This window comes from Citrobacter sp. S55_ASV_140 (genome assembly GCF_018919505.1).
GTDB classification, from domain to species: Bacteria; Pseudomonadota; Gammaproteobacteria; order Enterobacterales; family Enterobacteriaceae; genus Citrobacter; species Citrobacter werkmanii.
Map to the genome: position 1 here is coordinate 1 of NZ_JAHLQZ010000095.1, position 15,447 is coordinate 15,447.

The following is a 15,447-nucleotide window of genomic DNA, read 5'->3' on the forward strand; positions in this document are numbered from 1 at the left end:
ATCTATGCCAACGGCGCAGGTACCGCCGGTACGTTGAATAAAGATGCGATGATCGCCGTAGACGGCAGTATTAATGGCGTGATGAAAGCCATTGACGGCGGGGTTATCACTAACCAGGGCGAACTGAACGCATTGCGTACCTCTACCGGCCAGAGCCTGGCAATTGGCATGCTGGCGAAAGATGCGACGGCAACCAACCACGGAACGATTAACGCCGGGCTGTTTATTGATAAGGACGGTAACCAAAACGTCAACAGCTACGGTGCATTTGGCATGCAGGGGCAAGGCGCCAGCGTAATTACCAACGAAGGCACAATCAACCAGGCGATTACTACCGATAACTTCGGTACCGCTTCTGCTGCCGATCCCTGGAGTAAAGACGATCCCGAGACTTCGTTGACGCTGGCCATTGGTATGCAGTTGTCCAACGACGCGCAAGGCACTAATAACGGCGATATCAATATCGTCAACGGACACAAAAACAATAACCCCTTTGGTAACGGCACCGCCTTTGGCGTAGAAGTCGCGGACAACGCCACATTTACCAACACCCAGAATGCCTCTATTTACCTTGGCCGCGATGCTAATAATTCCTCCCAGGATGCCATACTGCCAGGCGGTTCCAGCCCAAGCGCCGGTATCATGACCAAAAGCGCCAAAGAGGTGATTAACAACGGTCTCATCACCCTTGGCGTCGGCATACGTAACGCCGCCGGGATCCTGATCGGCAATGCAACAGGTAATGTGCTGAATACTGGCACTATCGCAATCAATGGCGATGGCCGTGGAGGCACCAGCAAGAACTACGGCATTACTGTGCGTGACAGTGGCGCAGAGAATGGTCAGATCATTAGAAATGACGGCAAAATTAACGTTAATGGCAACAATAACGTCGGGATCCACGTCAGCGCCAATAAGAAAAATGCCGAAGTCACCACCAGCGCTTCTGGTTCTATCGTGGTAGACGGTGACGGCGGCGTCGGTAACCGAAACTATGCTATTTGGGCAGAAGGCGGCACCAACGGTCAGGCAACGGTCAATGTCTATTCTGATATCACCCTGAATCAGGCAGGTAACATCGGCGTACACGTGCGTGATAACGCCATCGCTAACGTCGATAGTCTGAGTAGCCCGGCGTTCAACAACACCGATCAGATTGGTTATTACCTGTATGGTAAAGGCGCGACCGCCAATATTGGGCAGGCGGTGATGAATGACAATGGTCAGGATCGCACCACTATTTTCCGTATCGCCAATGGCGCATTGTTGGCCGGTAATACGACTAACCCGAAAGATCAGTCTACTTCTGACCTGAATCTGACGCTCAGCGGCAACAATTCTGTTGGCGTGCTCGCCACCGGCGCAGGCAGTAGCGTAGATACCGGGGAAGCGACGTTTACCGTTAAGGGCACCAACTCCGCAGCGCTGGTCATCGAAGGCGGCGCCAACGGTACCATCAGCGATAAAACCACCATCAATTTAACCGGTGAAAGCACCGTTGCCGGGGTGGTGGATGGTCAGGCGCATCAATTGAATGGCGACACGCAGGGGAATGCCACGAGCACCACCCTCACCTCAAACGCGAAGATTACCTCTGAAGCCAGCGGCAACAAGGTTATTGCCTATGTGGCGAGAAATCTGGGCAACCTGCTCCTCGATACCAAATCGATCATCGATCTGGCCAGCGTCGACAGCATCGGCGTTGATGTGCAACAAGGCGGGAACTTAACCAATAACTCCTCCAGCGCCCTGCATGTCAGCAACGGCATCGGCGTACGCGCCTCAGGCTCTAACGCGCAGATTAGTAAGCTGGGCAAAATTCAGGTTGATGATGGTACTGCTGGCGTTCTGCTGACCCAGGGGGCCAGTCTGCTGATCAACGGTAAAACTGGCGACAGCATTACCACTAATGGATCTGCTGACGGTATTCGTCTGGCCGAGGGTGCAGGCGCGCTGGCCGCGCAAAGCGTGATGATTCGCGCTGAGGGTACTGGTGCCGGTATTCAAAACGATGCCAACAACACCAATATCACACTGCGTGATGTCACTATCGATTCCAACGATGGTCCTGGGATCCGCACCAGCGTCGCGCTGACCATGAACGATGGCCTGAACAACATCCTCAACGTCAACGGTAAAGGTACCGGTTTCGCCTTTGAGCAGCGCAATGGCGACGCGGTGACGGGCGATCTGACCATCGGCAAAGGCTATACCGTTGAGGTGCGAAACAGCGAAGGCAGCGGTATCCGCGCCAACACGGATGGCCAGGTCACGACCAGTGCCGACATCAACGTACATAACAGCGCAGGCGGTTCTGCGATCATCGCGAAAAACGTCAGCGCATTAACCAACAGCGGGAAGATTATTTCTGCCAGCACGACCTCACCGGTGATTGACGCCAGCGGTGACAGCAAGAAAAAAATCACCAATACCGGTACCCTTCAGGCCATCAACAACACGGCAGTGGCTATTCAGTCTGGTAAAGGCAATGACACCATTGATATCAGCGGCGGTATCACCAGCGGCGTAATCAATACCGGCGAAGGCAGAGATACCTTCAACTGGCGCAGCGGTTCCTATGCGGGCGAAGTGAATTTCGCTGGCACTGGCGGCAACAATAAAGCCAACATCGGCAATGTAATACTGGATAAAACGCGCCACATCATTACCGCTGCGGGTACGGGCAATGCCCTCACCTTCACCAATACGAAAGATGCGAAGATTGGCACGCTTGCCAGCGACAACCTGAATACCGGCACCAACATTGGCACCGGCTGGGATTCCCTGACCATCAGCGGATCAAACGCGGATGTACGCATCGTTGAAAACCTGAGTCTGGCGAGCAAAACCCTTGCCGTAAACAATGGCGCAACGCTGCGCACCGGCGATCACATTGAGCCGACCAGTACTGCCGCCAGCATTGGCGATTACGATGTGACGACCCAGGGCGCAGGCAGCAGGGTTATCTTCGATACCCTGGGAGATGCGTCAGCGGCGCAGATCTATCGTGGCATCATCAGCGGCGACGGGAAATTTGAACGTGCGGCGGGCGGCACCACGGTGTTTACCGCCAACAACAGCTACACCGGCTCTACCACCATCGCGCAAACCGGTACGTTGCAGTTGGGTGACGGCGGCAATGAGGGCGAAGTCAGCGCCGTATCTGACATCATCGACAATGGCGTGCTGGCGATCAACCGCGCCAACAACGTCCTGCTCAACGGGGTGATCTCTGGCATCGGCGCGCTGCAACAAATCGGCGGCGGTATTACCCGTCTGAACGGCAATAACACCTATACCGGCGATACCACCGTCACCAACGGTACGCTGTTGGTGAATGGCGATCAAAGCGCGGCGCGCGGCGCAACGACCGTCAGCGGCACATCCACACTTGGCGGGAATGGCATTATCGGTGGCAATGTATTGATGAACGATGCCACCACCCTCAGCGCGGGTGATGGCGGTGCAGGTACGCTCACCATTAACGGTAATCTGCAGCTTGGCAGCAAAACGACCTCCGCTTTCGAACTGGGCAACGCTTATACGCCAGGCGGTGCGCTAAACGATCTGGTCAACGTCGCAGGCGATCTGCAGCTTGACGGAACCCTGGATGTTACCACTTCACAGGGCGGTAACTTCGGTCCGGGCGTATATCGTATCTATAACTATGGCGGCAGGCTGGATAACCAGACGCTGGAGCTGGGCGCAATACCGGACAGCCAGGATAAGAGTAATATTTTTGTCCAGACCTCTATCGACAAACAGGTCAACCTGGTGAACGCCAACGGCGTTACCCTGCAGTTCTGGGACGGCGCAACCGTCAATCAGAGCCATGGCGCGTCGGGGATTGAAGGCAACAGCAAAATTGACGGCGGCGATGGCAAATGGATGGCGATCGGCAGCCAGGGAGATAACAACTGGACCACGGCAACCGGTGAAGGTAACGCCCCCTGGGCGCAGAAATCCTTTGCCGTCTTCACCACCAAAGGCGGAACCGTTACCGTGGATAACGCCGCGGGCGAAGTTAACTTCTCCGGGGCGCAGTTTGACGCCGATGGCTATATCGTTAAAGGTGATGCGCTTAACGCGTATGCCACCACAGAAAACGCGACCCATGCAGGCCAGACGCCAGGCACCGGTGAACTGCTGCTGCGCGTTGGCGCCGGTGGCGCGGGTCAAAACTATACCGCGGCCATTGAGTCGGTGATCCGCGAAGCCAGCACGACTGACAAACTGACGCTGGTGAAAACCGACCTTGGTCGTCTGATCCTCAGCGGTGATAACGAGTATCGCGGCGGCACGCGCATTGATGGCGGTACGTTGCAGATTTCCTCTGACAGCAACCTCGGCCAAAGCGGAACCGATCTGGTTATTAACAACGGCTCCACCCTGCAGATGGGTGCGGACCTGACCAGCAATCGCACTATCGAGCTGGGAGCGAGTGATAACGCGGCGGTGTTTGACCTCAATTCGCGCCACTTCACGCCAGCCGGTGAGATTACCGGCGACGGTAAACTGAAAGTCACCAGCAGCTCAAGCGATGCGGGCAGCACCTTGTCGCTCGATCGCGCCAACAGCTACAAAGGCGATACCGAAATCGCCGGTACGGGTAATGCCAACAATGTCACGGTCAACGTCAGCAAAACCGGGGCCTTTGGTAGCAATGAAAGCAGCACCGTGAACGTCAATAAGGGGGCGACGCTCAATGTCAGCGGGACAGAGACCAGTCTGAAATCCCTGACCATGAACATCGCCGACAGCCTGTTAACGCTGGCGGATAATGTCACCGCCGCAAGCGCCAAACTCAACCTGACTGGCGCTGCAAAAGCGCTGTTAACCGACAACGCCACCGCAGGCAACGCGACGGTTAACGTGGCAAAAGACAGTACGCTGGCTCTGGAAGAGAATGCCAGCGGCGGCAATGCCAGCGTGAATAACAGCGGACTGATGACCTTTGCCGACCTGGCGATGGCGGAAAATACCGTCGTTAAAAACCTGGTGGGCGGTAAGGTCGATATCAGCACGGTCGACAGCGCAACCTCTATCGGCTCGTTGTCCGGCGCGGGGAATGTCGAATTGGGCAATAAAGCATTGTCGCTGGGGAATCTGCAACTTGATGACACCATCAGCGGCATTATCAGCGGTAACGACGGTAGTCTGGTGAAAATCGGTGACGGCACCTTAACGCTGACAGGCGATAACACTTACACCGGCACCACGGACGTCAATGAGGGCGTGCTGCTGGTCAACGGCAACCAGTCTGCCGCGACCGGTCAGGTAACGGTTAAATCCGGCGCGACGCTCGGCGGGAACGGTATTATCGGCGGCGCGGTTGACGTGCTGGACGACGGTCATATTACAGCTGGCGCCGCCATCAACAGCGTGGGTAAACTGACCACCGGTTCACTGACGCTGAGTGATAACGCCCAACTGGATTATCAGTTTGGTCAGGCTTATACCCCAGGCGGTGCCTTCAACGACCTGATTGATGTGAATGGCGACCTGACGCTCGACGGTAAGCTCAATATCGAGACCTCTCCGGGCGGCAGCTTTGACGTGGGCGTTTACCGCGTCATCAACTACACCGGCACCTTGACCAACAATGTGATGGACATTGCCAACGCGCCGGAAGCCGCAGACAGCCTGTACGTGCAAACCTCGGTTAACAACCAGGTTAACCTGGTCAACCATGCCGGACTGACGCTGCGCTTCTGGGACGGCACCGGCGGTGAGAATGGCGAGCTGAAAAACAACGGCGTCATCAACGGCGGCGACGGTATCTGGCAATCCAGCCAGGGTAACGACAACTGGACCACGGATGAATCCACGCCAGAAGGCGCGCTGAACGCACCGTTTACCGATGCCGCCTTCGCCGTCTTCCAGGGTGAAGCTGGCAACGTCACCGTCGATAACAGCAAAGGCGACGTTATCATCAGCGGCGCACAGTTCGCCACCGATGGCTATCGCGTGGGTGGTGAGGCCATTACCACCGACACAGCGAACACGCTGATTCGCGTCGGCGATGGCACGGTAGACGGCGTAAACTACACCGCAACTATCGACAGCGTGATCCGCGGTACCGGCGGCCTGAATAAAGGCGATCTCGGGACGCTGATACTTACTGGCGACAATACCTACAGCGGTGGAACCACCATCACCTCAGGTACGTTGCAGGTGGCGGGTGATACCAACCTTGGCGCGCCGGAGACGGGTATTACCTTCAACGGCGGTACGCTGAAGTATGGCGAAGCATTTGATACCGCCCGTCAGGTGACGCTGGAATCCGGTGGCGGGACATTCGATACCAACGGACATAACGTTTCCCTGCTGACGGAAGTCGAAGGTAATGGTCATCTGACCAAAACCGGTAAAGGCTCCCTCACCCTGACGCTGGATAATACCTACACCGGGGGCACTACCATCGAACAAGGCGTTTTACAGCTGGGTAATGGCGGTAACATCGGCAGCATTCAGGGAGATATCGTTGATAACGGCGTACTCAAGGTTGATCGCGCGGATACCCTGGCGTTAACGGGCAATATCAGCGGTAAAGGCCAGTTGCACCAGACCGGCAGCGGTATTACGGAACTGCAAGGTGAAAACAGCTACAGCGGCGCAACGTTGATTGCCAACGGCGTACTGCAGGCGGGTAATACCAACACCCTGAGTAGCGCGTCACACCACTACGTTGTCGCTGACACCATGTTGAACACGCAGGGATACAACCAGACCGTCGCAGGCCTGAGCAACGGCGGTGATGTCTCGCTCATCGGCCAGCAGACTGGCACAACGTTAACCGTCAAAGGGGATTACGTCGGCGAAAAAGGGATCATCAACATGGCGGCCATTCAGAATGGTAGCGGTGCAGGTATTGCCGACCGTCTGATTATTGATGGCGGTAAAGCCAGCGGGAGTACGCTGCTGGACGTTGATGGTTCTGGCCTCGGCGCACCGACCGTCGGGGATGGTATCGAGGTGGTCACGGCCCTCAATGGCGCTACCACCACCGCGCAAACGTCGCGCGACGCCTTCCACTTGGCCGCCGATCGTATGGCAGCAGGCGCGTTTGAGTACCAACTGCATGCGGGCAATGCTCAGGGTCAGGGGGAAAACTGGTATCTGAGAAGCGAATATCGTCCGGAAACCATGCTGTATTCAGGCCTTGCCAGCGTCGTGCGTCAGGGTGACATTAGTCTGCTGGGTAACATGCACCAACGTATGGGCGACGAGGTTAAACCGGGCATTGATGAAGATAATCGCGCCTGGGCGAGAATGCTTGGTTACTCCGGTAAAACCAAACTGGACGATGCGGCCGGGACGCAAACCAGCTCCCATACTATGGGTATCCAGGTCGGCGTCGATATGTATGCTAACGAAAGCTGGAAAGCCGGGATGTATACCAGCATCCTTGACATCGACAGCAATGTGAAAGGCACAAAGACGGGTAGCGACGGCAAAGGCGGAAACATCGATGACAATGCGTTTTACGTCGGCGGTTACGCCACCTGGTTCTCGGGCGACGGGATGTATGTTGATAACGTCCTGCAGTACGGTAACCATAAATCTCGCCTGGCGGCGACCGGGAACAACGGTTCTTATACCGTCAAAGGCAACACGCTGACGGCGTCAACGGAGGTGGGTAAATCGTTCCGTCTGGGTTCAAGCGCCTGGAGTCTGGAACCTCAGGCTCAGTTAATCTACCAATACAGCGATTTTGATAATGGTCGGCTTGATGGTGTGACCCAAACGAAAGTGAAAATGGATACCGCTGATTCCTTTACCGCCCGTCTGGGCGTACGTCTGGTTGCTGACTATGACACCAACCATGGCAAATTCCAGCCGTATGGCAGGGTAAACGTCTGGCAGGGTCTGGGTTCAAAAGACAAAACGCACTTTAGCAATGCGGTCGCCACCACCACGCTCGAATCCTCACAGCAGTACTCCAGCACCGAAGTTGCGGCCGGTCTGTCCTGGTCAATCGACAGAAACGTGCAGGTCTACGGTGAACTGGGTACGCAATTCAGCAACGGTGGCAGTAAGTCGCAAGTTGAAGCACCGATCAATGCTTCCATTGGCTTTAAGAAATCGTTCTAAGCAGTCATAAACTCACCAGCCCTCTGTTCTGCAGGGGGCTTTTTTTTGCCTTTCAGGGCTGCCAGATGCGCTACGCTTATCAGTCCTACGAACTTAACGACAACGCAGAACAATCAAGGGCTTGGGAAACGTAAAAAGGTGGGATTAATGATTATACTGCGTCAGGAGTAACGGGATTTCTTCTGCTAACACCGGCGGAGAAATGAAAAAGCCCTGAATTTTGTCACAACCAATCTGCGTTAAACGGTCCAGTTGGGACTGGGTTTCCACCCCTTCAGCAAGAACTTCAATACCAAAATTGTGCGCCAGTGAAATAATGCCCTCAACAATCTTTGTCGATCGGGTATCGGGCTCAATGCCAGCAACAAATTCCTTATCAATTTTTAGGGTATCAAAAGGATACTTCAGCAGATAATTAAGATTTGCGTGACCGGTACCAAAATCATCAAGAGCGAGTTTAACCCCGATCTCCTTTAGCTCCAGCATATTGTTAACCGCTATCTGGCTGTCGCGCAGTGGTGACGTTTCCGTAACCTCAATTTGGCATCGATAAGGCGGTAGTCCACAGAGGGTGAGATTACGTCTGACGCGTTGCGGTAAGAGAGGGTCACAAAATTCAAGTGCGGAAATATTGATTGATAATACAAGAGGATCGGGCCAGGACGTCGCCACATCCCAGGGGGTGTGGGTAACCATGTCTTCAATTGAAATGATATTGCCACTGTCTTCCAATAACGTAATAAAAATATCGGGAGAGATCATCCCCATCTGAGGGCTGTTCCAACGCATTAATGCTTCAAATCCGCTAATTTGCTGAGTGTGCAAATTAAAAATGGGCTGATAAACCATATAAAACTGACTGGTATTCAATGCCTGTTCAAGCGCGGTGAGCACCTCGTTGGAATTAAACATTCCCTCTACCTCTACAAATCATAAAATTTAAAACCAGTCAGCATCGCTCCCGAATTATATCTACTATGATATGTTTTACATCAGAAAAGAATCACCAGACTAGGGTAAAAAAGACATCCGATGGGTGAATCTGACAATTAATTTATTTAAATCAGAAGTATTATTCAGTCCCAACTTGGCGACGACGCGCATTTTATGAGCCTGAATGGTTTTATAGTTAAGGCTCACTAACTCAGAAATTTCTTTAGCGGTATAGCCACTTACCAGCAAACTCAGGATCTGCTGTTCCCTTTCGGTTAACCTTTTCTGCGAACGATACAGCCGGGGATTCCATTTCCCGACTGACAACGTCGCCAATTGACCGAAATCTCGCAGTGAAGATTTCTCAGTCAACACTATTGCTTTCTCAATATATAATAACTCCACGCATAATTTCGCCACCAAACTGTCAGCTACAATGACTACGACGTTATTATAGAACTTGAATCGATTTTTATTCAGAAACTGTACGACGTCTGAACACGGTTGTTCATTATTAATGATATTAAAAATCATGGTTTGATGCTGACATAATGATGACTGATGCAACATATCCTCAAACTGGAATGTTTGTACGGGTACATGTTTGCTGGTCAGGTAGGCGAACATACCGTTGCCCACAAAATTATCATTGCCACACATCAACATCCTGTTTACCGCTCCTTATAAGCTTCTGATCTTGTTACTCATTAAAAATTTGATAATAATTTTCTCGACTTCAGCCTCTTCACGACGATTTTTAAAATCGAACTCACACGAGATCTGATGACAGGAGTACAACTGATTATCCTCATCAAACTCATTGATCGTGACGACATCGATCACTTTTAAATCCAGCTGTAAACTGCCAAACGTATCAAACTCCAGTGAGGCATTTTTAATCACCGCATCTTTATAAACAAAGCGGGTATTTACATCTTTAACAATTAACGCACAGCCACCCTGAGAGATGTTTTTAATCCTGAAAGAGTAGTTTTCTCCGTTTTTGTAACGACCAAAACAGAAAAAGTCATAACCCTTCAGGAAGGAAAAACGCTGATTTTGTCGCTGCTGGGCAAAGAAAATCATATCCGGGATGAGGTAGGATAATCCTGCCTCCGCACCTGCGGGTGGAGTTTGTTCAAATCTGGCACTAAATTTTACAATCCCGCTTTCGCTGTGCAGGATAAAGTATTGGACCTTTTCAGGCACAATCTCTTCATGGCCGGAGATGACAAACCGTTCGAAATCGACCTTCTCTAGCTGTGTGATAACGCTACTGTTTTCGCATAAGACTTCCAGTTTCGTTTTCTTGTGCAGCTCTTCACGAAGGATAGCGATGATTTCAAACTTGTTGTCCTTTGCTAATCCAAAGCTCATTCTAAAACCCTTATTTCCATATTTAAGATATGTCCCGCTTTTGGTTACCCAAAAACGCGAGATCAGCATCCGCCCTGGTGCTTAATTACCATAGTGGATTCCATGTCAGACAGTTGGTTAAAAATTAAGTTTTTAACTATCTTTAGCCAATTATTGATACGTAAAATCATTTAATCAGGATAATTCTAGCTTAAGCCGCGCTTAAAACCACGCGAACTTATGGATTAACTATAACAAAAATGAATAATAATTTTATTTAAGATGCTGTTTTGAGATAACAAATAGCAAGAATTGCACAGAAAAAAACAAAGAAAAATGAAGGTGTTGGGATGGTTGGGCAATGCGCAGGTTGTCGCGCTTTTGTCGTCAGTGCGTATGATGCTTACATCTTCATATCATTAACTACCAATACAGCCTGACGCGTGATTGTTATAAAGTGAATAATTACATTTTATATATTAAATAAATTTCCCTTAAGTCAGAAAAAAGCCAGCATCCTGCTGGCCCGGCAAATACCGAATAGAACTAGAGTGGCTTGCTACCTTACAGAGGGTACAACGTTAAAAATTCAATACCGCTGCTTAATTATTGATCGAGATGAGTCTGCGATGATCATCACTGCTCCCGCCAGCATTAGCGTGTCTTTCAATACCAGACGCCCGGCCCCGGACAAGTACGGAAAACCATGATGTAAATCGCCCAACGGCATTACCCATGCCTCTGGTGTGGTAATTAAAAAGGATAAGGTAACAATCGGCGTAGCAAATGCCAGTATGCCGCCAATTAATCCCAACCAACGGCTAACAGGATTTGCCAGCACCAATAAAGCGATAAGAACTTCGACTACGCCCAGACCATTGGAGAATGTATAGGTATTATTCGCCGCCTGCCATTCACGCTCCTGTGGCTTAAACTCACCTTCGTGGGTTAAATGCTGCTTATACTCTTCTGGATGTTCATAAAAAAATGACATTACCGGGCTATTAGCAACAAATGGCGTAATACTGTCAGCTTCGTAAGGTACAAATTTTAATAACCCAATCCAGATAAAAACAATTGCAATGCTCAGGCGAATTAAGGTCAATCCAATTTTATCGCCCTTACTGAGTAAACGCAGATACTTTTCCATGCAGGCTCTCCTCACTTGTATAAAATTGCCGTTGCGTGAGTGCTGCCATCAATGCGCATTGAGGTGATTTTCCAGGACGTTGCATTATTTTCCTGCGCCAGTTTCGCAATAGCATCCTCTATCTCGGAAGGCGCACCAGATATGGCAGACACGCTAACATGGACAACTTCGGTTTGCGCCAATGCGGAAAATGTCACCGGTGCAGTCAGTAACGCGGTCATTAGTAACGTAGTTTTAAACATGTTCATTCCTATTTCCATTAAACAGTGATTTCAGTGGCAATATAATAAAACATGCCAATTTATTTTATTTCATCCAGGACGCCAGAATAACTGTCAATGAGTATCCAGCCGTTAAAAAGACAAAAAAAGCCCCACACGGGTGGGGCAAACATGCAGACTACGCTTTTATTATTTAACGAGAGAAAAGAGATCGTTTAATGATTCACTCATACTCGGATGGGTAAATATTTGATCGCGTAAGGTTGTATAGGGTAATCCTGCATCCATAACCGTCTTGATGATATTAATCATCTCATGTGAATCCACACATAATAGCGAAACACCTAATATCTGTTTCGTTTCACTATCCACCACCGCTTTAAGTACGCCGCGTGTGTCATCCATCACTCGCGCACGCGGAATCGCCGCGACCGGCAGCGTGACTACCTGCACAGAAGCACCGCTGGCGCGAGCCTGTTCTTCGGTCATCCCCACGCGGGAAAGCGGCGGCGTCATAAAGACGGAATACGGTACATTTTGACGATCGCCGGTGTGACGTCTCCCCTCGCCTGACAGGTTGTCACGCACAATGCGGAAGTCATCCAGTGAGATGTACGTGAACTGCAACCCCCCGGTAACATCGCCCATTGCCCAAATATTATCTGCCGAGGTACGCAAATATTTATTCACAATAATGGCGCCGCGGTCGTTTACATCCACACCCGCTTTCTGCAACTGTAGGTTTTCGGTCGCCGGTTTGCGGCCCGATGCCACCAGCAGCGCATCCACGGTCTGGACGCCTCCCGGCATTTTCACCTGTACCGCGCCGTCCCCGGACGAAACCGCCTGTACGTTGGCATTAAGGATAATCTCAACGCCTTTGTCGCGTAAAATCCTGGCGATAGCTTCGGCAATATCCCGATCTTCACGGGCTAAAAACAGCGGAGCGGCTTCATAAAGGGTAACTTTGCTGCCGAAGTTAGCAAACATTGATGCGAACTCCACACCAATGTAACCGCCACCCAAAATTCCCAGACGCTCAGGCCGTTGCGTCAAATTCAACAGCCCGGTGCTGTCAAACACCCCCGGTGTGGTGGTTAACCCTTCCACGTCTGGAACCGTTGACTGCGCGCCGGTATTAATAAAGATCTTCTCGCCGCTTAGCTCAATCGCGCCTGTTGACTGCACGACTCGCACAGTATGGTTATCGACAAACTCAGCACGACCGTCGATCACATCGACATTTTCCAGGTCGGCCAGATTATGGAAGTTTTTATCGCGCAGGAAACTGACAACGGCAGCCTTGCGCTGCATCGCCGCAGCAAAATCATGTTGAAGTTCAGCGTCATGTACCAGGGTTTTGGTTGGAATACAGCCGATGTTGATGCATGTCCCGCCATACATGGTATTCGACTGTTCAACAATCGCCACCCGCCAGCCCGTTTTTGCCAGGGTAGCTGCCAGCGTTTTACCCGCTTTGCCAAATCCAATAATAATCGCCTGATACTGATTCATGCTCTCTCTCCGCCTGGTCACTGTTCATTTGTTGAACTGAAGTATAGGGGTAACCAGACAAGGGAAATGTATCCAGAACGCGCTTATTACTGCTAAATCGTCTAAATCACTTTTAACCTCTTTTCATGAAACACATAAGCATAATAAATTAACACCTTGAAGGTATTACTTTAATTTAAACTTGACGAGATAATTCCACCAAACCAATAGTGATTAAAACTGCCCAGGAGTCTTCATGGATGCCCTTAGTCGATTACTCATGCTTAACGACCCGCAAGGCTCGATCGATCAAAACTGTTTGTTGAGCAGAAACTGGCAACTGCCGCATGCGGCGGGCGAGCTATCCGTTATCCGCTGGCATACAGTCACTCAGGGAGCAGCCCAACTTGACATGCCTGACGGGACATCTTTCACCCTGCGGCCAGGGACTCTTGTTATCCTGCCGCAGAACTCCGCCCATCGACTTTGCCAGTCAGGGGATGAACAAACGCATATCGTTTGCGGTAGCCTGCGACTGCACGCCACCTCACGCTATTTTTTAACCGCGCTACCGGAAGCACTGATTCTGGCGCCTGAAGAAAAGAGTCCCGTCAGCCATTGGCTCAAGGCCGTGATTGCGCTATTGCAACAGGAATCCATTAGTGGGCTGCCGGGTTCCAGCGCTGTATGCAGCCAACAATGCGCCACGCTGTTCGCCTTAGCCGTTCGTGAGTGGTTAACCAGAGCATCGCCCGCACAAAACGTGTTGAATTTACTGCTGCACCCCAAACTCGGATCTGTGGTGTTTTTGATGCTCGAATCACCGTCCTTTGCATGGACCGTCGAAGAGCTGGCGAAGCGCGTACACATGTCGCGGGCCAGCTTTGCGCAATTATTCCGTGAAGTGTCAAACTCCACACCGATGGCAGTGTTAACCACTTTGCGCCTGCAATTCGCCGCTCAGATGTTGTCACGCGGATCGCAACCATTGATTGTGGTAGCTGAATCGGTGGGCTACGCCAGCGAGTCATCGTTTTATAAAGTCTTTCTACGCGAATTCGGCTGTACGCCGGGCGAGTACCGCAAACGCGTGAAAGCGCTGGAAGCATAGAGCTACGCCTGCTTCGGGGTACCAACCGAAGACAGGCGTATGATTGAGAAGGTTACTTTTGCTTGCGATGCCTGTGCAGCCACATCAGCTTATACGCAGCCGGAATGATGAATAGCGACAACAGCGGCGCGGTGATCATGCCGCCAATCATCGGCGCGGCTATGCGGCTCATCACTTCTGACCCGGCTCCCGTCCCCCACAAGATGGGCAACAGACCGGCGATAATCACCGCCACGGTCATCGCTTTCGGGCGCACGCGCAGTACAGCGCCGTGATATAACGCTTCATCCAGTTTATCCGCCGTAAAGGTTTGCGGGTTTTCCAGCGCAGGCTCTGCTTCAATGGCGTGACGCAGATACATCAGCATCACCACGCCAAACTCTGCGGCCACGCCGGCCAACGCAATAAACCCGGTTCCGGTCGCGACCGACATATGGAACCCCATCCAGTAGAGGAACCAGATGCCCCCTACCAGGGCAAAGGGGACGCTGGTGATAATCAACAGCGCTTCGCCAAAGCGACGGAAAGCCAGATAAAGCAGGACGAAAATAATCATCAGCGTCATCGGCACCATCAATTTGAGCTTATGGCTGGCGCGTTCAAGCAGTTCGAACTGCCCGGAGAACGCCACGCTGGTCCCCGGCTTTAACTGTACCTTTTCCGCGATCGCTTTTTGCAGATCGTTCACCACCGAAACCATGTCACGATCGCGGGCATCGATGTAAATCCAACTGGTGGGTCGCGCATCTTCTGTTTTTAACATTGACGGCCCAGAAACGACCGTGACATCCGCCACATCAGCCAGCGTGATTTGCTGTTTCATAGGGGTCAGAATGGGCAGATTACGCAGCGCTTGCGGGCTGTCGCGATAGCTCTGCGCATAGCGAAGGTTGATAGGATAACGCGCGATCCCTTCTACCGTTTCGCCCACCATCGCGCCCCCCACAGCGGAGGTCACAAACAGCTGTACATCACCAACGGTCATGCCATAACGAGCCGCTTTTTCACGATTAATATCCACGTTGAGATAGCGTCCCCCTACCAGACGCTCAGCTAACGCAGAGGCGACGCCTGGCACGGTTCTGGCT

General features: G+C 51.7%; 9 protein-coding genes. 2 read left to right on the forward strand and 7 right to left on the reverse strand.

Translation table 11 applies throughout. From position 1 onward, the window contains the following. A partial coding sequence (locus KQJ18_RS14650) for an autotransporter outer membrane beta-barrel domain-containing protein (protein ID WP_216422188.1) occupies positions 1–8,094 on the forward strand: 8,094 nt, incomplete at its 5' end. Positions 8,095–8,238: 144 nt separating this feature from the next. Here KQJ18_RS14650 and KQJ18_RS14655 read toward each other — a convergent pair. The 6 genes from KQJ18_RS14655 to rclA form a co-directional block, all read right to left on the reverse strand. Beyond that, on the reverse strand, positions 8,239–9,006 hold the full coding sequence (locus KQJ18_RS14655; protein WP_038638561.1) for an EAL domain-containing protein: 768 nt from the start codon (positions 9,004–9,006) through the stop codon (positions 8,239–8,241). Between the two features lie 99 nt (positions 9,007–9,105). Further along, positions 9,106–9,687, reverse strand: a complete 582-nt coding sequence (locus KQJ18_RS14660) for a LuxR family transcriptional regulator (RefSeq protein ID WP_170973229.1) — start codon at positions 9,685–9,687, stop codon at positions 9,106–9,108. Between the two features lie 21 nt (positions 9,688–9,708). Continuing rightward, positions 9,709–10,404, reverse strand: a complete 696-nt coding sequence (locus KQJ18_RS14665; protein ID WP_085047572.1) for a pilus assembly protein PilZ — start codon at positions 10,402–10,404, stop codon at positions 9,709–9,711. A 568-nt stretch (positions 10,405–10,972) separates the two neighbouring features. Beyond that, entirely contained in the window at positions 10,973–11,533 is a 561-nt protein-coding gene (rclC, locus tag KQJ18_RS14670) for a reactive chlorine resistance membrane protein RclC (protein ID WP_038638553.1), read from the reverse strand. A gap of 11 nt (positions 11,534–11,544) precedes the next feature. Beyond that, complete coding sequence (gene rclB / locus KQJ18_RS14675; RefSeq protein ID WP_038643060.1) at positions 11,545–11,775, reverse strand: reactive chlorine resistance periplasmic protein RclB; 231 nt, start codon at positions 11,773–11,775, stop codon at positions 11,545–11,547. Between the two features lie 168 nt (positions 11,776–11,943). Further along, the gene (gene rclA, locus KQJ18_RS14680; protein WP_121528727.1) at positions 11,944–13,269 is read right to left on the reverse strand and encodes a reactive chlorine resistance oxidoreductase RclA; all 1,326 of its coding nucleotides are present in this window, start codon (positions 13,267–13,269) and stop codon (positions 11,944–11,946) included. Between the two features lie 235 nt (positions 13,270–13,504). On the opposite strand from rclA, the gene rclR reads away from it, so the two are divergent. Next, entirely contained in the window at positions 13,505–14,359 is an 855-nt protein-coding gene (gene rclR, locus KQJ18_RS14685) for a reactive chlorine-specific transcriptional regulator RclR (protein WP_069323111.1), read from the forward strand. A 52-nt stretch (positions 14,360–14,411) separates the two neighbouring features. Here the strand turns inward: rclR and KQJ18_RS14690 are convergent. Then, a partial coding sequence (locus tag KQJ18_RS14690; RefSeq protein WP_216422189.1) for an efflux RND transporter permease subunit occupies positions 14,412–15,447 on the reverse strand: 1,036 nt, incomplete at its 5' end.

Excerpts from the sequence above, each read along its gene's own strand:
- KQJ18_RS14655 (WP_038638561.1), bottom strand. The coding sequence starts at position 9,006 with ATGTTTAATTCCAACGAGGTGCTCACCGCGCTTGAACAGGCATTGAAT.
- KQJ18_RS14660 (WP_170973229.1), bottom strand. The coding sequence starts at position 9,687 with ATGTGTGGCAATGATAATTTTGTGGGCAACGGTATGTTCGCCTACCTG.
- KQJ18_RS14665 (WP_085047572.1), bottom strand. The coding sequence starts at position 10,404 with ATGAGCTTTGGATTAGCAAAGGACAACAAGTTTGAAATCATCGCTATC.
- rclC (WP_038638553.1), bottom strand. The coding sequence starts at position 11,533 with ATGGAAAAGTATCTGCGTTTACTCAGTAAGGGCGATAAAATTGGATTG.
- rclB (WP_038643060.1), bottom strand. The coding sequence starts at position 11,775 with ATGTTTAAAACTACGTTACTAATGACCGCGTTACTGACTGCACCGGTG.
- rclA (WP_121528727.1), bottom strand. The coding sequence starts at position 13,269 with ATGAATCAGTATCAGGCGATTATTATTGGATTTGGCAAAGCGGGTAAA.
- rclR (WP_069323111.1), top strand. The coding sequence starts at position 13,505 with ATGGATGCCCTTAGTCGATTACTCATGCTTAACGACCCGCAAGGCTCG.